This is a genomic window from Methanothermobacter tenebrarum (assembly GCF_003264935.1).
Lineage (GTDB): Archaea > Methanobacteriota > Methanobacteria > Methanobacteriales > DSM-23052 > Methanothermobacter_A > Methanothermobacter_A tenebrarum_A.
This window is the reverse complement of record NZ_QLOE01000005.1, coordinates 88,066-108,581: the sequence shown is the minus strand read 5'-3', so window position 1 is coordinate 108,581 and position 20,516 is coordinate 88,066. Positions and strand designations below refer to the sequence as shown.

General features: G+C 40.5%; 16 protein-coding genes. 6 read left to right on the top strand and 10 right to left on the bottom strand.

Features of this window, described 5'->3' with window-relative positions:
* The coding region (locus DPC56_RS05370; RefSeq protein ID WP_245923913.1) for a pseudomurein-binding repeat-containing protein at positions 1–1,562 on the bottom strand (1,562 nt) is incomplete at its 3' end.
* Positions 1,563–1,637: 75 nt separating this feature from the next.
* Positions 1,638–1,715 (bottom strand): hypothetical protein, encoded by a 78-nt coding sequence (locus DPC56_RS08410; RefSeq protein ID WP_245923917.1) that lies wholly within the window; start codon positions 1,713–1,715, stop codon positions 1,638–1,640.
* A gap of 723 nt (positions 1,716–2,438) precedes the next feature.
* Here DPC56_RS08410 and DPC56_RS05365 point away from each other — a divergent pair.
* Positions 2,439–2,747, top strand: a complete 309-nt coding sequence (locus tag DPC56_RS05365) for a class I SAM-dependent methyltransferase (RefSeq protein ID WP_112094041.1) — start codon at positions 2,439–2,441, stop codon at positions 2,745–2,747.
* A 1,142-nt stretch (positions 2,748–3,889) separates the two neighbouring features.
* On the opposite strand, the gene DPC56_RS05360 is transcribed toward DPC56_RS05365, so the two are convergent.
* The 3 genes from DPC56_RS05360 to DPC56_RS05350 form a co-directional block, all read right to left on the bottom strand.
* Entirely contained in the window at positions 3,890–5,266 is a 1,377-nt protein-coding gene (locus DPC56_RS05360; RefSeq protein WP_245923911.1) for an MATE family efflux transporter, read from the bottom strand.
* Positions 5,267–5,465: 199 nt separating this feature from the next.
* Positions 5,466–6,056, bottom strand: coding sequence for a hypothetical protein (locus DPC56_RS05355; RefSeq protein ID WP_112094040.1), 591 nt, complete (start codon positions 6,054–6,056; stop codon positions 5,466–5,468).
* A gap of 1,081 nt (positions 6,057–7,137) precedes the next feature.
* Positions 7,138–8,286 (bottom strand): zinc-ribbon domain-containing protein, encoded by a 1,149-nt coding sequence (locus tag DPC56_RS05350; protein ID WP_181454396.1) that lies wholly within the window; start codon positions 8,284–8,286, stop codon positions 7,138–7,140.
* A gap of 379 nt (positions 8,287–8,665) precedes the next feature.
* Here DPC56_RS05350 and DPC56_RS05345 point away from each other — a divergent pair, with 379 nt between their 5' ends.
* The gene (locus DPC56_RS05345; RefSeq protein ID WP_112094039.1) at positions 8,666–9,067 is read left to right on the top strand and encodes an arsenate reductase ArsC; all 402 of its coding nucleotides are present in this window, start codon (positions 8,666–8,668) and stop codon (positions 9,065–9,067) included.
* 75 nt (positions 9,068–9,142) lie between these two features.
* Here DPC56_RS05345 and DPC56_RS05340 read toward each other — a convergent pair whose 3' ends face one another.
* The 4 genes from DPC56_RS05340 to DPC56_RS05325 are packed head-to-tail and all read right to left on the bottom strand — an operon-like array spanning position 9,143 to position 13,203.
* Complete coding sequence (locus DPC56_RS05340; protein ID WP_181454395.1) at positions 9,143–9,661, bottom strand: GAF domain-containing protein; 519 nt, start codon at positions 9,659–9,661, stop codon at positions 9,143–9,145.
* 10 nt (positions 9,662–9,671) lie between these two features.
* Entirely contained in the window at positions 9,672–10,097 is a 426-nt protein-coding gene (locus tag DPC56_RS05335; protein ID WP_112094038.1) for a YkvA family protein, read from the bottom strand.
* Positions 10,094–12,826, bottom strand: coding sequence for an ATP-dependent helicase (locus tag DPC56_RS05330; RefSeq protein WP_112094037.1), 2,733 nt, complete (start codon positions 12,824–12,826; stop codon positions 10,094–10,096). The genes DPC56_RS05335 and DPC56_RS05330 overlap by 4 nt, the downstream gene beginning before the upstream one ends.
* Before the next feature lie 23 nt (positions 12,827–12,849).
* Entirely contained in the window at positions 12,850–13,203 is a 354-nt protein-coding gene (locus DPC56_RS05325; RefSeq protein ID WP_112094036.1) for a hypothetical protein, read from the bottom strand.
* An 81-nt stretch (positions 13,204–13,284) separates the two neighbouring features.
* Here DPC56_RS05325 and DPC56_RS05320 point away from each other — a divergent pair, with 81 nt between their 5' ends.
* The 4 genes from DPC56_RS05320 to DPC56_RS05305 are packed head-to-tail and all read left to right on the top strand — an operon-like array spanning position 13,285 to position 18,255.
* Entirely contained in the window at positions 13,285–15,909 is a 2,625-nt protein-coding gene (locus DPC56_RS05320) for a valine--tRNA ligase (RefSeq protein WP_112094035.1), read from the top strand.
* 6 nt (positions 15,910–15,915) lie between these two features.
* Positions 15,916–17,199: a 3-phosphoshikimate 1-carboxyvinyltransferase gene (aroA, locus tag DPC56_RS05315; RefSeq protein WP_112094034.1), complete on the top strand. Its 1,284-nt coding sequence runs from the start codon at positions 15,916–15,918 to the stop codon at positions 17,197–17,199.
* Entirely contained in the window at positions 17,192–17,638 is a 447-nt protein-coding gene (locus tag DPC56_RS05310; RefSeq protein WP_112094033.1) for a GTP-binding protein, read from the top strand. Before aroA ends, DPC56_RS05310 begins: the two co-directional genes overlap by 8 nt.
* Positions 17,635–18,255, top strand: coding sequence for an endonuclease III domain-containing protein (locus DPC56_RS05305; protein WP_112094032.1), 621 nt, complete (start codon positions 17,635–17,637; stop codon positions 18,253–18,255). The genes DPC56_RS05310 and DPC56_RS05305 overlap by 4 nt, the downstream gene beginning before the upstream one ends.
* Here the strand turns inward: DPC56_RS05305 and DPC56_RS05300 are convergent.
* A complete protein-coding gene (locus DPC56_RS05300; RefSeq protein ID WP_112094048.1) occupies positions 18,241–20,421 on the bottom strand; it encodes a DHH family phosphoesterase in 2,181 nt (726 codons plus the stop codon). The two genes, DPC56_RS05305 and DPC56_RS05300, sit on opposite strands and share 15 nt — an antisense overlap.
* Positions 20,422–20,516: the final 95 nt, after the last annotated feature.

Here is a 20,516-nt window from a genome sequence, read left to right as displayed (position 1 = left end):
TCTATGATGAGGTATCTTCCCTGCCCGTCACTGATAAGCGTGTAATTCTCGCTTTCGAGGATGTTTAGTGACCCGCCGTTGAGGAGTGTTAGGCCTATTCCTGTTGTGGGCGCGCTTGTGGGGTCTGATCCTGGGAAGAGGGCCTCCATCACATAGTATTCTATTGGATTTATAGCTGATGTTCTCGCATAATTGAATGCTTTAATGTTTTCGGGTGTGCCTTCTGCTTTCACGGCCATGTTGTGGTTGCATTCGAGGCTTATCCATGTTCCGGGGGCGTGGTCTCCTGCTGAGACCATCACTGGCATGGTCCTGGTCCATGTTACATTATAGCGCGTGGCTGCTTCTTCTGCGATGAGATCGTGGAGGTATATTACTTCAAGGCCTGTTAGGAATGTTCCGTGGGCTGCCTTTAATGGTCCGGGCTCGTATGTCCTGTTTAGCCACTTTTGTAATGTCTGGTTTGTTATCTTCCCTGTGGCGAGGGTGTAGGTTATGATGGCGTCGTAGTTGCTAGCCTCCCAGATGAGAGTGTCGTTTATTATGATATTGGGTCCTGTTTCTCCTGGTGGGTGTATGTCTTGGCCGTTTGTGTAGAGTAGGAGGAGTGTTCTTGTTGATTTGTTCCCTGGGAATGTTATATTGGCTATTGTCACCTTTTCCTCGCCGGGATACTCCACACTGACCTGTAAAGGGTCTATGCACTTGTTATAGTTTGTGAGTATGAATGTCTTTTCTGCCTGGGTTAAATTGAAGTTGTTGAGATATTCATTCACTTGAGGTTCTGCTCCGAGTTTTGTGTAAATTTCTATGAGTCTGTTCAGGCCAGCTGTGACTTGCCAGACTATTTCTCTTTGACTCTGGCTGTTAGCCTGGTAGAATGGGTTAGTGACCTCGGCTAGTTTGTATGCTATGCCATCCTCCACAAGGAATATTGTTTCATTGAATAGGCCCGAAGCTATAGCCCCTATACTAATCCATTTAACCGTGTCATTGAGCGGAATTTTAAATGTTAAATTTAGGGGCTTCCCAGAGGATGTTGCCGTGGAATTAACATGGACCGTTGCAAGCATAACCTCCAATGTCATAGTCTTCGTGTCTGTTATGCCATAGGCTTGGACTGTTAGGGTTGCTTTGTAGGTTCCTGGTTTGTAGGCGTGTACTGGATTCTGGTGGGTGCTTGTGCTTTGGTCTCCGAAGTCCCATTTGTAGTATTGTATTGTCCCTGTACTTTTATCCTGGAATTGGACATTATAGCCTTGTATTGTGTAGGTGTAGTCTGCCTTTGGCCTTGTCAGGGTCCCGGCCTTACCTGTAACACTATATACTGTTACATGGTTTGGTAGTTTTCTTGTGCTGTTGTAGAAGTTTATTATTTTTGCGTAGGTGTATATTAGGCTTTCTGGGCGGACTTTTCCGATGGCTGTGCTGGCATAATTCGGCGACCTCCCATAGGATTCCATGAAAGCCTTAACGTTCTTTGCCGCCTGCAAGTATCCTATATTGTCTGTGTAGGTTTTGTAGAGTGTTCCTGTTCCACTCGGACTGGGTGGTGGGGCCATACTATCGGATGATATGCCAAGCCCTCCTGTTCTGATCGAGGTTTATGATGGTTGAGGATGAGGCGTAGTAGGTAATCAGTCTGCCGACACATTCTTACCGTTAATCACAACCTGTGATGGTATTTTCCCATTTTGTGCAGTGTAGTTTCCGATCAGCTTTGAAGCGTCACAAATTTCATCATAGGATAAAGTTACAGCTGAAGAACTGCCCAGAAAACAGAAACAAGAGAGGATTGCCAGAAAAAAACAATAACCTCTTCACAACCACCACCAAAAAATAGTAATACATTATAGTATAAAAAGATTACTATCTTCTTTGGAGGCGAAAAAAAGTATATGCAGGGGGACTAGGGTTCCAGTTAACACATAGGAAAACAAAAAAGGGGGGGAGAGAATTTCCAAGACAAGCATGCCAAAAATTTTGGTGAATGACTTTAAAGTGATGCCCCCCTCATCAGTTTATCCTAACAGTATTGAAGATAGAAAAACAATTTAAAGCCATGATAAAACTCGGTGGATATAAAATCTAAGATTTGGAGATGTTCAAATAGATGTTAGTAAGGTATAGATGGAAGAAATATGCGCTCTCCGTCTACGATTCCTTTCGATGATGTTCACTTCAGGGGGTTATCGCCCACGCCTAACGAAAACGTTATACGAAAGGCTCGCTCGCCCCACTATAAAGTCGTTCCAAAATTGTCTTATTTATAGGGGAAAATGAACAAAGAAATAATTCACATCAAAAACAACTTCAAAACCAGGTTCTTATTTTGTACTACAGTCTTCTTGGGGCTGACTAAACATTTGGGTGGATTGAAAGCCCATTAAAGAACTAGTCACATACTCATACGGTTTTTTGGAGGTTGTAGATGCTATATGGCAAATATGGTTGCAATATCAAAGATAATGGTTAAAAGGGTAGAAAGAGCTAAGAAAAAGGGTAAAATGATAAGATTTAAGGCAGCAGATGCTCAGAACCCTTTTTGGAGAAGGATCTTTTCAATGCAGTTTATTAGCGATTCTGTAAATGCCTTCAAGCCCATAAACGAGTATAAGATGGTAGTAAAGCCTGGGGGTTACATTGGATTCGATAAAGCAACTTGGGTGGAAATTCCTCCTCTAGAATTAGTTGAATGCTTATCCCACGCTTTAAGTGGAGCTGAGTTTTTAACTACAGAGGATTGAAATGTTTTTGTTGGGAGAGAGCAGGATCTTTTCTTGACCTAGTAGTTAACAAGATTATTATCCTACGCCAGGAGGGCTGACGAAGCTAAATGAATCCTGAGGATTGCTTGGAGGGATGGGGGCAAATAGATTATATTGGTGATAAAAAATGAGGTGGCGAATGAGCGCTTAAAATTGTTATGCAATTTTTGCCCTTCGAGTCCTTTAACAAGCAAAGTATCTGGCTTGGACTTTAAGTCCCCGCCCAAATCGCTTTTGGGCGATTTCAGCGCCAAATCTTATAGGAGGTTGCATTGGAGGGAAAAGAAGAATGTTTAGCATAGAAAATGTGTTGAATAAGCGTGAAAGGATCGGTCTATTCTGAAGCGGATTTTTCAACACTCAATTTAGCATGGGAAATTCATAAAATGCATCCAGATTTCAATGTAAGATTGGAAAAAGAGAGGAAATGTTTTCATTTTTTAGGAAACGACAAGATTTGTGTTTTAGAATTGAAATATAAAGGTAAGAGGTTTGACATAACTGTATCAAGATTATCACTTAAAAAATCAAAGTGTCCAAGGGGTACGATTTTTTTGTAAGGGATGTTGAAAAGGACTGAAAAAGTGTTAGAAAAATACCCGATGGCACAAATTTCGTTATTTTTTTTCTAATGACGATCTCTATTGGAGGAGCGCCACGAAATTCAAATGCAGCAGATAAAGTGGTCATGAAGGAAGAACATTGAAATGGAAAGAATGGGGGACCCATCCAATTAGCCAATGAGTTACACCATTCACTGGAAAGGTTATTCAGACTTAAAAAATGGAAAGTTTAGATTTCTAGAGGGAATTTTTTGATCTAGTTTTCCCCTTAAAGTCATTGACATAAAAAATTTGGGTTAAGAGCCGATTCAAAATAAAACTTTTTTTTGTTGCTGCTAACATGCCATTAAATAGGGAGGATAAAATCAGAAAATTTGTTTCCTATAAAGGATCTTGTTATTACCAGTGGGATAGCCTAGGAATGGTTCAAAGGTTATGTCCATGAACATCTGGGGGGGCACCTTCTACCCAAGACTGAAAGAGCCCACTAGTATAAGTGCTCATGAATTAGAGTTCTTCACATAAGCAAGGAGTGGTTTTTCTTTTGTTTGCAGTGGATTAAGCCGAGCCAATTCTTTGTAATCTGTTTATGTAAATTCGGGCCCAGAGATAGGCTATTGTGCTTCCTACTATGTCTCCTGCGACTATACCCCACCATGCCCCCTTTTGGCCAAGGTTAAAGATTATGGCTAGTATATATGCGAATATGACTATGAAGAGTAATTGTCTTATTATCGTTAATATTAGTGAGGTTGTTCCTTTTCCCATACCCTGGAATATGGAGTTTGACATGAGCCCTGGGGGTATGAAGATATAGAATAGGCACATTGTCCTGAGGAATTCTGTTATAAGGGGGGATAGGTGGCTTGTCTGTGGAGAATATGTGAATATCATTGAAATATAAGGTGCAAGTATGAAAGTTAAGATACTTGTAGCTATTGCTACGAGCATGCCTATTTTTATAGAATAACTATGGGCTATTGAAAGGTTCTTATATTTTCTGGCTCCATATGCCACTCCAGCAACTGTAATGGTACCCGCGCCGATTGATATGAGGGGTACGAAGCCTATCATCACAACCCTCCAACCGGCAGAATAGATCGCTACTGCATCTGTTCCAGCGACTGCAACAAATATTATATTCAAGATGGCTGTGCCCATTGAAATCACCAAAAATTCTACACTGGCTGGTAATGCAACTTCTAGAATGGATTTAGCGACCTGGAAGTCTGCTTTGAAATACTTCCATGACAAACTTGTGAAAGTATCTTTCTTGTGAAAGAACCAGTATATTATAACAGCCGATACAATAAATTGGGATGCCAGGGTTGCCCATGCCGCTCCTGCAATACCCATCCCAAGGGAATAGATAAGGATAGGATCCAGTATCATGTTGATTATAGCTGATACCATCATGGCATACATTGTTCTTTTGGTGTCACCCTCACCCCTCAGGATCCCATAGGCAGAACCAGTAAATAACATGAAAATTGTCCCGACAAATACTATACGGCCATAGATAAGGGAAAGATTAAGCGTAGTCTTTGCTCCTAACATTAAAAGCAGATCCTTTAAGAAAAATTCTAACAAAAATGTTATAAAAAGTGAGATTATAAGTGTGAGTATTATAGCATGTATTGCACTGTTGTTCACTCTTTTTGTGTCACCAGCCCCTATGCACCTGGAAATGGCTGATGTTGCACCAGCACCAAGACCATTTGAAAGGCCAACAAGCACCATATAGAGTGGCGTGACAAATCCAATAGCTGCAAGGGCACTTCCTCCTAGGCCAGAAACCCAAATAGCATCTATCAAATTATAAGTTGATGTTAGGAGCATGGCAACGACAAGGTGACTTGACAATTTCAAAATGGCCTTTTTAGGATCTCCAGTGATGAGATCAACACCCGCTGTACTTTTGCTTTTTTCATTCAAAAAAAATCACAACCTCTAACAGATTATTTCAATGATCTTTTAGCCGATATTATTAGAATAATTGGGGGAGTGATATAAATTACTATCTTTGAGGGGCATCCTATAAAAAGAGTATTCTTATTTTGAAAATTTTGAAGGGGGAATTCCCATAAAAAAAAAAAAAAAAACAAGGGGGGAATTAAAAGATTAAGTTCCCTGGTCAGCCACCTAGTCTTTCCACAATACTCTGAAGTTTCGGCTTCGCCACATTGACTCTCCAATCCTCCAATTCCTCCATCAACTTTACAAGTTCGTCTATATCTGCCTTAAAGGCTTCTGTGTCGCCTTTTTCAAAGTCGTCAGGCATCTTGTTCGTTAAGTTCACCAATTTTTCCATTTTTTGTTCTATGTCTTTGCTGTAGACTTCTCTTATGTCACTTGCAACATCCCCCATCAATAAAATGTCATATCTGAAAGCTACATCTTCGCGGTTCCTTGTACAATTATACTTAAATTCTTGAAATTCTTTTGTCATATTTCCAAAATAATCTTTTCTCAGTTCATCGGCCATCTTTTTTCTTTCTTCTTGGGGGATAACTTTGAGATCAGTCCCTTCAAGCATAGATGAAAGTTCCTTCATTTCTTTTATCTCAGCGGAAGTTAAAAATGGTTCTTCTACTGACTTTAGCTCACTTTTAAATGTTTTTAAGTCCTCTGGAACAAGTGTTGTCATGGCATAGGCATAATAGCCTAGATAGCCACCAACCACTATCACTAACACTATTATCAGAGCCGCCAATTTTTTATTCATTTTCACCCCCTCAATCTTCAAGCTCTATAAAAATCCAAGGGCGATCACTATTTATTAACCCACAACTTTGAAAACTTATACCCTGTGATCCCCAAAGGTAATCTAAAATGAAAACGAATATATAAAAATTTACTTATGGAGTTAAAGTAACTAAAGTTTCACTGACTTATCCAACATATAGCGAGGCTTAAGTACCCTTTTATGCCTTAAGATGTTTCAAGGCTCATGTACAAGGAATTCACACCATTTAATGCCTTCACCATCCGAAATGCTCGGTTTTAGCGGCGCCCCACACTACAAAAAAACATGATATTAACTGGACAAGAAACAAGAACAATAAAAGCAAAAAAACATGGGAAAACCCAGTAGTCACAGTAATCCCCCAGTGAGCGACGCACCCATAAAAAAAGGATTCAAGATAACCAAAGGCCACAATTGAATACAATTACAATCAAAGCAACGCAAGTGAAGGACACACACTAATAGCAGATCCCAAGCGTGTATCAAAAGAACGTTATCATAAAAACAATATCACGTTAATCAAAAAACCAGACCACCAAAAAACACAGCCATAATAAACCCCACCAATCAAACTGTAAGCATACCAAAACGTGCAAATAGTAGAATTCACAATAACCAACGGAAACAATGGAATCTACCTCCAAGGAAGCAATTGCACAATAAAAAAACAACAATATAACCAACAACAATAATGGAATTTTAAAGGGTTGTGTAAGTGGGTTGATTCCCACAACTTCAAAACCCTTAAAGAAAGCAAAAAGATGTAAGGGATGGGATTAGAGTTTATTTTTTTGGGTCAGCCCTCCCTCAGGATTCTTTGAAATTTTGGCTTTCCTCCTATAGCTCTTGGTTAACTTTATAAATTTTTCCAAGATTTTCCTTGAAGGCTTCTAATTTTTATTTCATCAAGAAATGAGCATAATGTCTATTCGGCCTTATCATTGGGGTGGGTACAATAACTTGCATGACCAGTAAAACCAATACAAGGTATTGTTCACTTCATAGTCTCCTTTATTGCACCTCCCTTTACCGGTGTAGATCCTCCCAATCTTGCAGAAGATTATGAAAGTCCGATTAATGGAATATTTGTACTTTCCAAGAGACTTGTATGTGAGTCTGTGTAGCTGATTCCATAAGCGCTACCTTTCTCTGTAAATACTTCCTTTAATAATAATCCTGTTGTCTTATCATAATATCTTGTTGCTTCTATTGTGGATCCATCTCCTTCCTGTTCTGTCTTCGTCACCCAACATGCGATTTTTTTACCCATGAAATCTATTGTCTCAGAACCAGTCAGAATCTCTCTTCCAACCACTTTTTCTCCTTCATAAATGGGTAGAGAATCATTGACGTCGATAAGTGCACCCTTAGAGAAAAATATCAAGGAAGAATATGTTCCGTTTTTGTCTTGGAGAGTTTCAGGGTTAAATATATAAGATTCACTAGGTATTGGTGTTTGATATACTGTGCTAGTTAACCATATTGTCTCGCCGCTCCTTTCGATGACTTCCTCTATGTTTCCTCCAGGAGCATTACGATAGGTAACATTCCATTTTGCTGAATAAGATTTATCATTCGCTGTCCCATTGACGCTATACTTTGCATATACTCCAGTATTTGGTATGATGTTAATGGTTCCTATGCCAACACTTTTCCCTTCTGAAAATGGATCCCAAGAGCTTCTATATTCTAAAATTTCTGGGGCTTCAGCAGCGTCAAAAACTAACAAGAAACTTTTACTTTCTCCTTCTGGGATTTCAACGCTTTCAGGGACGTCTGTACCTTGACCATAGAAATTTGAATAGGTAATGTATTCTCCCTCAGTAAGGAGGCTGAATTCATTTGCATGAACTGTTAATGGGCCTTTGCCATTGTTCTTTACCGTGACGTTCATAACAATGAACTTACCATTGGTTGAATCATTACCGGCGATGTTGTCGACAGCATATGCTGAATTCACAGTCACTGTCGCGTCTGCATTAATTATAAGACAACCAATGGCATATATTGCTAAAATTGCAATTAACAGGTAGCCGGCGGATGCCAAAATCATCTTCCATGGAGTCCTAGATCTGAAACCAGGTATTTTACTTATAAAACTTTCCTTTCGTGTGTAGTCTTGTTCTGTAGGCTTTAGTTTCGCGCCACATCTTACACAAAATTTTGCAGTGTCAAGGTTTTTGGCGCCACATTTTGGACAATACATCATATAACCCCCCCACATACCACATAAAAGACTACTGGAATCCCCCTGATATATACTTTATCATTTGATATGTATTCTTCATATTTTTTCCGCTTGGATAAACTAGTATAATCTTTTTTTTGAAATAATATCCCCCAAGTTTGAGTTTAAAATATTATAAAAGTCCTTCAATGGAACATCCTAACCCATACCTTTTTTTATTGAGCGAAGGACTATCCTAAAAAGAATTTATTTTAATAATTTCACTTATATAAGATGGAAAATTTACAGTGACTAGGTGTTGAAATTTCAAATCTTCAGAGGAACGACTTTATAATGCTAAAGCATCCCCTGGAGATTGTGCGAACTTCCTTTAGTGGGATTTAATCTAGGAGGTTATACCATGAAAAAAGTGCTTTTCATTTGCAAGAACAATTCTGGAAGGTCTCAGATGGCCGAAGCCCTCCTAAGGAACATGTATGGTGAATATTATAAGGTTTATAGTGCTGGGATCGAACCAAAGGATATAAATCCCCTCACAGTAAAAGTCATGGAGGAAATTGGCATAAACATGGAAGGCCACAAGTCAAAAAGTATCGAAGAATTTCACGGGAAAAAATTTGATATCATAGTAAGTGTATGTGAAGATGCTTGTCCAACGCCCCCAGAGGCCAGAAAATACATTCATGTTAAATTCCCAGATCCTCGAGGCTCAGACATTGAAACATTCCGCAAAATCCGGGATCAAATCAAAAAATGGATCGAAAAAGAACTAAAACCCGAATCTATGAAATCTTTAAAATAAGGGAAAATTGCACCCCCAGTATGGCCTTGGGGTTACCTTAACTTAAATTGACGAAAAAAATCCTAATTAGTATTCTCATCTTAGTGGTATTTCCCCATTATAAAATTTTTGTAGGATGATTGCGTAGGCTTGTCCAATTTCCTCTGAAACTTTAAGATCCTCTATTGTATAATCTATTGGAGGATCTCCAAGGACTATCTGACCCAATATCCTGTTTTTGTCTTTCACGGCCACTGATAGGAACCTTTTGATGGGTTTATGGCCTTTTGGTGTTCCATGGACTGCTGGATGATTCATGGGGTCGTTTGTGAAGAAGGATTTGCCGGTGTCAATGGAATATCCTAGTAATCCTCCATATTTTCCATTTTTTGGACGTTTAAATCTGGCCTCTTTTATGCTTTCATAGTAGTTGCATTGGCTTGTAACATGTGTGAATGTTATGGCGACACTATCACCATTTTCGGGGTCTATGTAGGCTACATAGCAACATTTGCTCCCTGTTAATTTTTTAAGTTCTTTGTATATTATATTGGCGGCTTCTTTGACTGTGGAGGCTTCTTTGATTTTATCTGCTATTTTTTCTGTTTCTTTCACTTGTATTCGCCTATTTGAGGTTTTTTAATCCTACATATGATAGTATTTTTTCTGTGTCTTTGCCTAGTATTTCTTTTGAACGTTTTTGACATTCTTTGATGACTTTTTTGAGGTCTTCTTCACCATCCCAATATTCTTCTAGGATTTCTTGGCCTGTTTCTTCTGCTATCTTTTTTAGTATGAGTGATGATAGGTATATGTCGTCGATGTAACCTTGTGGTCCGTATATTTCCTCGGGTAGGATGTCGTAGGGTGCTACGAAGTATCCTAGGGTGGCGCATATCATGATACGTGTCCGTGCATTGATTCTTTTATCGTTTAGGAGGTCTGAGAGTAGTTTGAAGATGTCCGGGGCATAGTCTACTATCAGTTCATAGTCTCCCCGGTACATGTCCAGGTTTTCCCTTAAAACATCATAGAATCCTTTAAATTTCATTTTAACCCCTCATTTTGTATCCCGCATAGGCTTTGGAATATGCAGAATTTGCAGAAATAATTTTCCTTTGGTTTGAATTTTTCATTTTTTATGGAGTCTACTATGTTTTCTATTTTGTTTTTTATTCGATGTTCTGGGTCTGGTTTGAAGCTTGTTCTTTCATTGTCTTTTATGGTGTATGCTGTTAGTTTGTCGAATTTGTATTTATCTGATAGTGCATATTCATAGGTTCTGAGTTGGAAGTCCACGCCCATATATTCTATGCCGGCTTTTTCCCTTGCTTTGAAGTCTACAAGTTCAATTTCACCATCCTTGTTTTCTATTATGAGGTCTGTCCGGCCCCTTATTATGATATCATCCTTTGGTATGGAGAATGGTTCTTCAACTGCTATAACCCTTTTTATATAATCCTTGTTTTTATTATAATAGTTTTTTAGTTGTTTTTCGAGTTTTTCTTTGAATTTGTCGCTTCTCCAGCAGGTTTCCACGATCTCTCTGATATCTACTTTTTCTCCTTTTTTCATTTTTTTGTGTAGCATTTCGAGGCAATTGTGCAATATTTTCCCATATACTTGCATGCGAGTTTCTGGGTAGATGAAACCATAATGGTAGATCATCATATATCTGAATGGGCACTCTTCATATGTGTGGAGTGATGAGAAGTTCACGGTCATGATATTATCCTCTCTAAGACTCCTTTCAACACACTTTTCAACCCTTTTACAACCCCATTCAAGTTCACATTCCCTTACAAGCTCTTTTATGAATGGTGAATATCCTACTTTCCTAGTGCGGATCCTCTGGGCTGTTGATATTATGAGGATGTCCTGAGCTCGTGTCATGGCAACATAGAATAGGCGACGTTCCTCATCACCCACATCTCCCTGGGAAAGTTTAAGATGCTCTGGGATGGGAACGAAACTCCTGTTATCGGCTCCTTGCCTGGGGAATCTTCCATTCACCACGGAACAGATGATCACAACAGGAAATTCAAGACCCTTAGCCTGGTGTATCGTCATTATCTTAACAGAATCTGGAGTATCAAGGGTTTCCCCATCATATTGCATGTGTTTTGGCAGCAGATAGAGATACCACATGAAGTCTTGGACACTAGGCCTTGCGTGTGTCCTTTCATATTTTTTGATTATGGAACTAAGCTTTGCAAGATTGAGGAGCTTCACCCTACTCTCATAGCTATCATCTTCTATGAGACGTCCCAGATAGCCTGTAATATCAAGTAGCTTGTAGAATATTTCAAGGATACTCATCGGCTCCTTCTTTATCTTCTCTTTGAGCCTGTTCAAACCCAAAAGCTTCTTTATGTCAGCGGGTTCTTTTATACCGGCTTCCTTGAATGATTCCTCATCTAGGAGAGATGACAACTTGAATGTTTTCCCGAAGCCTTTGAGGGCATTCTTGGTTTCTCTGCTAAGTCCCAAGAATTCTCCATCGAACATTGAAATGTTCCACCAATCCCAACGCCTGAAATTCTTGTAGCGTGGCGGGTTAACATAACCTAAAAAATATAAGATGCTTTTTATCTCGTCACGGTCAAGGAATGAACCATCGCCTCTGATCGTGTAGGGCACGCCCTCCTTTTCAAGTTCACCTATGATTTTACCCGCATGATACCTCACACTCTTAAAAAGTAGTGCGACATGACCATAATCTGGGATTATACCATCCCTTTTAAGATTCTTTAAAAGTCTAACAATCCTCCTAGCCTCGTCATGCGCATCCCTGCTTTCTAGGAGGATAACATCATAGCCGCCATTCCTTTTAGCTTTTATACGCTTCTTATAATACCGGCTTTTATTCATGAACTCGTCCGCTATCTTTATGATACCGGCTCTTGACCTGAAATTCTCATCAAGGAAGATTGTATGGGCGTTAAACTTATCCTCGAAGGATCTGATATTCTCTACTGTAGAACCCCTAAAACCATAGATGCTCTGGTCTTCATCTCCAACTACGCAGATATTCCCACTTGCTAAAAGTTCGAATAAACGCTCCTGTATAGGATTAGTATCCTGATACTCGTCGATGAGAATATACTTGAAACGTGTTCTCAGATCCTCCTTAACTTTCTCATTGGATTCCAAAAGTTCAACAGCATTCCTCTGAAGGCCGGGAAAATCAATCTTACCTTCCTTTTTAAGCAAGTCTAGGTATTTGGCGTAGCAGTCGCAGAAGCCATGATATCTGCCATTGTCTGGGTGTTCCCTTTTTAGGGCTTCTTTAAGCTCCTCGGGGTCTATGCAGTTTTCACTGCACTCGTTAAAGAAGGTTATAACATCTGGGGCTTCCCCCATTCTAATATACTTGTTGAGTCCTAGCTTGTAGAAATGGGATCTTATGAAGATTAACTGGTCATCGTTGTCTAGGATGTCGAAGCCAGCGCCAAGATCATGATATTCACTGTATTCGCGCAGGATCCTATTGCAGAATGAATGGATGGTGGAAACTTGCATCCTCTCAACGTCTAAACCCACACATTTTCTTAAACGATTTTTAAGTTCCTCGGCAGCTTTCTCAGTGAATGTTATGACAAGTATGCTCCCTGGGTCCACATTCTCCTTTTTTATAAGATAGGCCACTTTCTCGATGATTACACGGGTTTTACCCGTCCCTGGCCCGGCAACTATAAGCAGCGGACCTTCATCGTATTTAACGGCCTCTTTTTGGGTTTCTGTACATTCCTCCTGGGCATCGCATAATGATCTGGTCATCCTAATATATGGGATCTCCTATACTATGATAATATTAGGATGAAGAAGAGTGATTCTATTGTGAAGTGCAAAGCCCTGTGATATAACCATCCATGTTCAACTCCTGTGATTTGATGATATACATCTACTATTAGATGTATTAGAGCTGCTAATAATCCTATCTCAACTGATAGGAAGACTATTGAGAGTATTATGAAATGGAATAATGCCTCCAGGCCTTCGTGTATGAGCCATAATTGTATGTTGGAGCTTACGGCCTCCCTTATAATACCTGCTAATATTATATAAAAGTCCGTGAAGGTTTTCCAGAGTATCCTTGTGTGTAGTTCGTCACTTATTGCAAGGAAGACCGCTATATAAAACCATACAAGTTCCATCAAACTTCACCACTATATGGGACTAATGATATATTTATTAGGAGACTAATTCTCTAATAAACTTTTCACATTAGGGGGAATGTGATGGACAGTGAAATCCCAAAGGATTATGATCATAGAAGAGAGGCTGAATGGCAAAGGAAATGGGAAGAACAAAAAATATACAAGTTCCATGCTGATGAGAGAAAACCCCAGTATATAATTGACACACCACCACCATACCCAACCGGATCCATACATATGGGCCACGTACTAAACTGGGTTTACATGGATATAATCGCCCGCTTCAAAAGGATGAGAGGATATGATGTATTATTCCCACAAGGGTGGGATTGTCATGGACTCCCAACCGAGGTGAAGGTTGAGGAAACCTATAATATAAGAAAGAGCGACATACCCAGGGAAGAATTCAGGGAACTCTGCATAAAACTCACAACAAAGAACATAAAGCGGATGAAAGATCAGATGAAAAGCCTAGGATTTAGCCAGGATTGGAGCACAGAATTCGTTACAATGACACCAGAATACATGAAAAAAACACAACTCTCATTCCTCAAAATGTATAAAGATGGGCTGATCTATAGGGGTGTGCACCCAGTTAACTGGTGTCCGCGCTGCGAAACAGCCATAGCATTCGCAGAAGTGGAATACATAGAAAACGAAACAAACCTAAACTATTTAAAATTCCCATTAGAAGAGGATTCAAATTACCTTGAAATAGCCACGACAAGGCCCGAACTTTTAGCAGCTTGTGTAGCGGTCGCAGTACACCCCGAGGATGAAAGATACGCTAAATTGAAGGGTAAAAGTGTTCGGGTTCCCATATTCAACCACAGGGTCAAGATAATAGAAGACGAGGACGTTGACCCGGAATTCGGGACAGGAGCCGTCATGATATGTACCTTCGGTGACAAAACAGACGTAACATGGGTAAACCGCCACAACCTGGACATAATAGAGGCCATAGACGAGAAAGGGCAGATGACAGAAGCAGCGGGCAAATATAGTGGCCTTAGCATAAAAGAATGTAAAGAGAAGATAATAGAAGACCTCAAAGCCGAAGGCCACCTTATAAAACAAGAAAGGATAAAACAGAACCTTGGCGTCTGCTGGAGGTGCAAAACACCCATCGAAATCCTAGTCAAAAAACAATGGTTCGTTGCGGTGAAAAAACTCATAGACGATGTCATAGAAGCCGCAGAAGAAATGAAGTGGATCCCAGAACATATGAAGGCAAGACTACTAAACTGGACAGGATCAATGGACTGGGACTGGTGCATCTCAAGACAGAGAGTATTCGCAACACCAATACCAGTATGGTACTGCAAAAACTGTGGCAAAACACACATAGCAACAGAGGAAATGCTACCAGTAGACCCCACCCAGACCAAACCAGACTTCAAATGCGAATGCGGCAGCGAAGAATTCATTGGAGAAGAAGATGTACTAGACACTTGGATGGACAGTTCAATATCACCACTCGCAGTCGCTGGCTGGCCCAAACCAGAATATAAAAAGTTATTCCCAGCAACTCTAAGACCCCAAGGACATGACATAATACGAACATGGGCATTCTACACCATACTAAGATGTAAAGCCCTCACAGGCCAAAAACCATTCCATGAAATAATAATAAATGGTATGGTATTCGGCGAGGACGGGCATAAGATGAGCAAATCCAGGGGCAATGTTATAACACCAGAGGAAGTCATAGAAGATTATGGTGCTGACGCGCTCCGATTATGGGCTTCCAACAGCGTCCCAGGCTCTGACGTCCCATTCGCTTGGAAAGATGTGAAATACGCTTATAAATTCCTCAGGAAATTCTGGAACGCATTCAGGTTCATAAGCTTCCACTTAGAAAACGTGAAAGGAAAACCCAAACCCCTAGACCAATGGATACTATCCAAGCTCAACAGGCTAATAAAAGAAGTTACAAGGGCCCTTGAAGATTACAATTTCGCAAAAGCCATAAATAGTATACAAATGTTCATCTGGCACCAGTTCTGTGACGAATACATAGAAGCGGTCAAATACCGCCTATATTCAGATGATGATCCCGAGTCGAAGAGAGCAGCCCAATGGACATTAAACAAGGTCCTTGAAACATCATTAAGACTATTAGCTCCAATGGCCCCACATTTCACAGAGGAGATCCACCAACACATAGCCACAGGATCAATACATACAAAAAGTTGGCCGAGTGTCCAAGAAGAATATATCAACGATGAAATAGAAGCCAAAGGAGACCTTGCAGTAGAGATCATAGGAGCGCTTAGAAGATTCAAATCATCCAATAGGATACCATTAAACGCCCCACTAGAAAAAGTGAACATCTACACAACAGAAAACCTCTACAATACAATAAAAGACTACCTAGACGACATCAAAGGTACAATGAACATACAAAAAATAGAGCTCATAATAGGCAAACCAAGGATAAGAGAACATATCAAAGAAGTCAAACCATTAATGGAGAAAATAGGCCCCAAGTTCAAAGCCGAAGTCCCCAAGATACTATCATTCATAGAATCCACAGACCCACAGGAAATATATAATAGGCTAGAAACTGATGGGATGATAGAAGTCAAAGGCCACAAATTAACAAGAGAATACTTCAAGATTAAAAAAGAGGCGCTCGGCGCCACAGGAGAAAAAGTAGAGGTAATACACTTAGATGACATAATATTAGAGATTGTACCGTGACCATATATGGAGCTTAAAATCCGAAAATCCCCCAAGATTTATGGTATGGTGGACGCGCCACCATCCAAAAGTTACACCCATCGCAGCATCATAATAGCATCACTTGCAAAGGGCACATCAACACTATACAATCCACTAGAAGCCGAGGATACCCTAGCCTCAGCCCATGCTTGCAAAAAATTCGGGGCCAAAATAGAAAAGAAAAAAGGAAAATGGATAATAGAAGGCGTGGATGGGAAGCCAAGCACTCCAGATGACGTCCTAGATCTTAGAAATTCTGGTACAAGCTTGCGTATATTAACTTCAGTCGCTGGATTGGCAGAAAATTACACTATACTCACTGGTGACGAGTCTCTTCGTTCACGTCCAATGCAAGATCTCCTGGACGCCCTCAGACCACTTGGGGTTGAGGCAGTATCATCTAGGATGAATGGCAGACCACCAATCATAGTGAAAGGAGGATTCAAGGGCGGCAAGACAATCATATCTGGCAGTGTGAGCTCACAATTCATATCATCCATACTTATAGCGGCACCATTATCAGAGCATGGCATAGAACTTAAAATTGAGGGAGATTTCATATCAAAACCATACGTGGACATGACAGTAGATGTTATGAGAAAATTTAATGCAAGGGTAGAATTTAACCCACAAAAGAGAATATTCCATGTGGAACCAGGAAAGTACACTGGCAGAAATTATCAAGTGGAGGGTGATTATTCATCTGCATCATATCTCTTAGGTGCTGTAGCTGCCGTTGGCGGTGAACTCACAATCAAAAACCTCCCAAGGGACTCGAAACAAGGCGATAAGATAATATTGGACATTCTAGAAGATATGGGGGTCACCATCCACAGAAGACAAGAGAGTGTTACAATAGAATGTGATGGCAGACTACAGGGTGTGGAAGTCGACTTACATGATAGTCCAGATCTACTACCTACAGTAGCCGTCCTCGGAGCCCTCGCAGAGGGCACGACCAGGATACATGGAGTGGAACATGCCCGTTTCAAGGAGACCGACAGGATAAAAACTTGTACAATGGAACTTTCACGCTTGGGAGTGCCAGTAGAGGAGAAAAGAGATGGTATGATCATAAAAGGTGGCAGGATAAAGGAGGGTACAGTATATTCCCATGGTGATCATCGTCTTGTAATGGCATTCACACTCATAGGCCTCAAGGCAGGTTTGAAGATAAAGGACGCTGAAGCATATAAAGTATCATTTCCAGATTTTATCAACATTCTATTAGACTTGGGTTGCAGATTAGAGGTGTTCGAAAATGGGTAAAAAGATTGTAATATTCGGGGATTATGATTCTGGGAAGACAACAACCCTCGAAAGGTTATGTGAAAAGACTGTGAAGATTGAATACAATGGGATTACGGTAGCCCTTGATTATGGTAACATGACAATAGATGGTGAAAAAATACATCTTTTCGCCACACCAGGCCATGAAAGGTTCAGGTTCATGTTAGAGATAATATCAATCGGCTTGGATGGGGCTATAATAGTGGTTGATAATAGTAGGGGTGTTACACTCGTCGAGGAGCGTATAATGGACTCATTAGAGGATGAAGGCATACCATATGTTGTATTCGCGAATAAACAAGATTTAGATGATTCCACCCTTAAAATTGGCAGGGACGTGGATGTTATACCCACAATAGCCACTGAGAATGTGGGACTCTTCGAGGGCCTTAAAACACTCCTAGGAAAAATTTCATGAAGATAGTTAAGATAATAAAAATCCTTAGAAAATTTTATAATCTGCGCGTATTCGAGGACAGGGACCCCTATAGGGTCCTTATAAGAACCATATTGTCCCAGCGTACAAGGGATGAAAATACTGATGAGGCCAGTAGTAGACTATTCCAAGAGTATCCGACAATAAAGGATGTTGCAGAGGCGCCAGTTGAAAGGATAGAATGGCTTATAAAGCCTGCTGGATTTTATAGGGTGAAGGCTAAAAGGATAAAAGAAGTCTCAAGGATTATATTGGAAGATTATAAGGGTAGGGTGCCCAGCAAATTAGAAGATCTATTAGAATTGCCTGGGGTGGGGAGAAAGACCGCGAATTGCGTCCTTGTATACGCGTATGGGAAGGCCGCCATACCAGTTGATACTCACGTACACCGTATAAGTAATAGGTTAGGCCTCGTTAATACAAAGACCCCAGAGGAGACCGAGAAAAGGCTGCGGGAGATAGTTCCAAAGGAGTATTGGATTGAACTTAATGATCTTTTCGTACAATTTGGACAAGACATTTGCAAGCCTATAAGCCCTAGACATGATGAATGTCCAATAAGAGAATATTGCAGATACTATAAACTACTTTCTCTCTAGTTTCGCTATTTTCTCGGCGAATCTTCCAAGAACCTTCTTTGAAAGGCCTTCCACATATTTGAGTGAACCTGCACATTCATGGCCGCCTCCGTCAATGGCCGCCTCCGGTATTTCATCAGCGAGTTCCCATACTATCTTATTTAGGTTGAATCCGAAATTTTCATGGACTGCATCAGTGGCTCTTATCACGCTAAAATCTGGTCCATAGGCTAATGTTATTATGGGCTTGTCTTCTCCGTGCTTTTGCACCATATAATCGTGTACGAAGCCACAGGTTTTACCAGGGGCTGGGAATGTGAAACGATGAGAGTATTTCTCCACGTCGAGTACGTTGAGTAGTATGCCATTTGGCAGCTTTTTTGACTTTACGTGTGGTAGGGCTGCTCTTAATTGTGATTTCACCCTCTTTTCATATTCTTTGTAAAGTGCTTCAACGAGCTTTTTATGTTTGTCGAGACTCCCCAAGCCTAGTATTGTGTCTATTATCCCCCTACCATTCATGAACCTAAGATAGAATGCTTCGAAGTCTATGCAAGCCGCGATCTTCTCTAGGTCTTCTCTAGTGTACCCTTTTGATTTTGCGAGTTCTATGTATTTTTCTGCTTCCGGAGAATCTGCATGGTCTCCTACCACTGCTATGCCTGGCAAGTGCAATATGCGTTCTTCTATTTCCGGGTTTATCATCTTAGCTATTTCAACTGAAAGGGCGCCAGCCGTAAGCTGGGAATCTCCACCAACAAGGTAGGGGTTTACATGTACATCAACATAATCATCCACTTCAACTCTCCCATCAACTACTTCCCCGGGATAATGATGGTCTATTACCACGATTTCGATATCATATATTTTGGCTTTTAAGAGAGCTAATATATCCTCCTCAGTGGACCCATTATCCAATAATACTATCAGGGGAAGTTTTTGCCCGAACCTCTCCATATCCTCAAGAGCATATGTTAAATCCTTCACAACATCCTCCAGTTCATAAAATGGTGCCTTGCTCGGTTTTCTCTTGAAATAGTGCCATTCTGCTTCTATGTTCGGATTCAACTCCCTGAGGAGTGGTATAACAGCCTTTTCTATTGCCACACCAGCACAGATACCATCAGCATCTGCATGATGCCTTACAAGGATTGATCTACCATCGAATATAGCCCTTCTTATAGCCTTAGCAGCCTCTATCATCCTAGGCCTCAACCTTTCTAAGATTTCACTCTCAATGAGTAAATCTGTCTTCTCGGGTTCCGCCCTCCGATCTATGGCCTCATCGATTAATCTTCGAGCCTCTGAAGCTTCTTTACCTATGAGACGCTCTATGATCTCTGATTCTATCTGTATTCTCCCACTGTGCTGGTTAACTTCCCCTATAACCTCTACAATATGGCCTACTTGTATATGGGGGTAGGCTCTTATACCTGGCTCGTCGAATGCAGCTACTGAAGTTGTCCCTGTTTCATCAGATATTGTGAAGATTGTGGGACCTGTTGTCTGTTGGATTTGTATAACCTCCCCAACGATACGTATAGTCTTCCCCAGGCTCTTGTTGTCTATTTTCCCTATCCTAGTCCTTGGGATGTCCTTTTTTAATTTAACGACTTCATAGGAGCCGCTTATGGAGGCCAGTAGGAGGTCGACTTCCCCCTTATAGTGGTTTATCTGGGCTACCTTCACGAGTACTTCATCCCCTATCTTGTAATCCGGGAAGATACCGCGCATCAGCCCCCATACTTTATTGTTCAAGCTTACAAACACGCCATAATCTTCTATCCTTGTTATTTTACCCTTATAGATCTTGTCCCTTTCAAGGTCTTCTATGGTGCAGGCAGGATGTAATATGTAGACTTTATCCTTTTTCTGACAATCTGGACAATACTTGCTAGTTCCTTCGATTATTTTGCCACATTTGGGGCATATGTTTATTTCTCCTTTACCATCACATGCACTACATTTTTCTCTAACTTCGATCTCTCCTTTACCTTTACATACTGGACAGGGCACCTCCTGTATATCTTCTAGGTGAAATTTTTGTTTCGCAGTCTCGGGGAGTCCTTTAACATGTTTACTTATATCCTCAGTTGATTGGAAGCCTGTGCCGTGACAAGCTTCACAGATTTTATAACTTTTAACCTTGTAACCCTTACCTTTACATTCACTGCACTTCCTGATCATAGAATCATCATCCAAGGAGTAGAATTATATTATGTAATGAATCTCCACCCAATAATTATATATAAGTACACTATTAGAATTTTCCTTGTAACTGG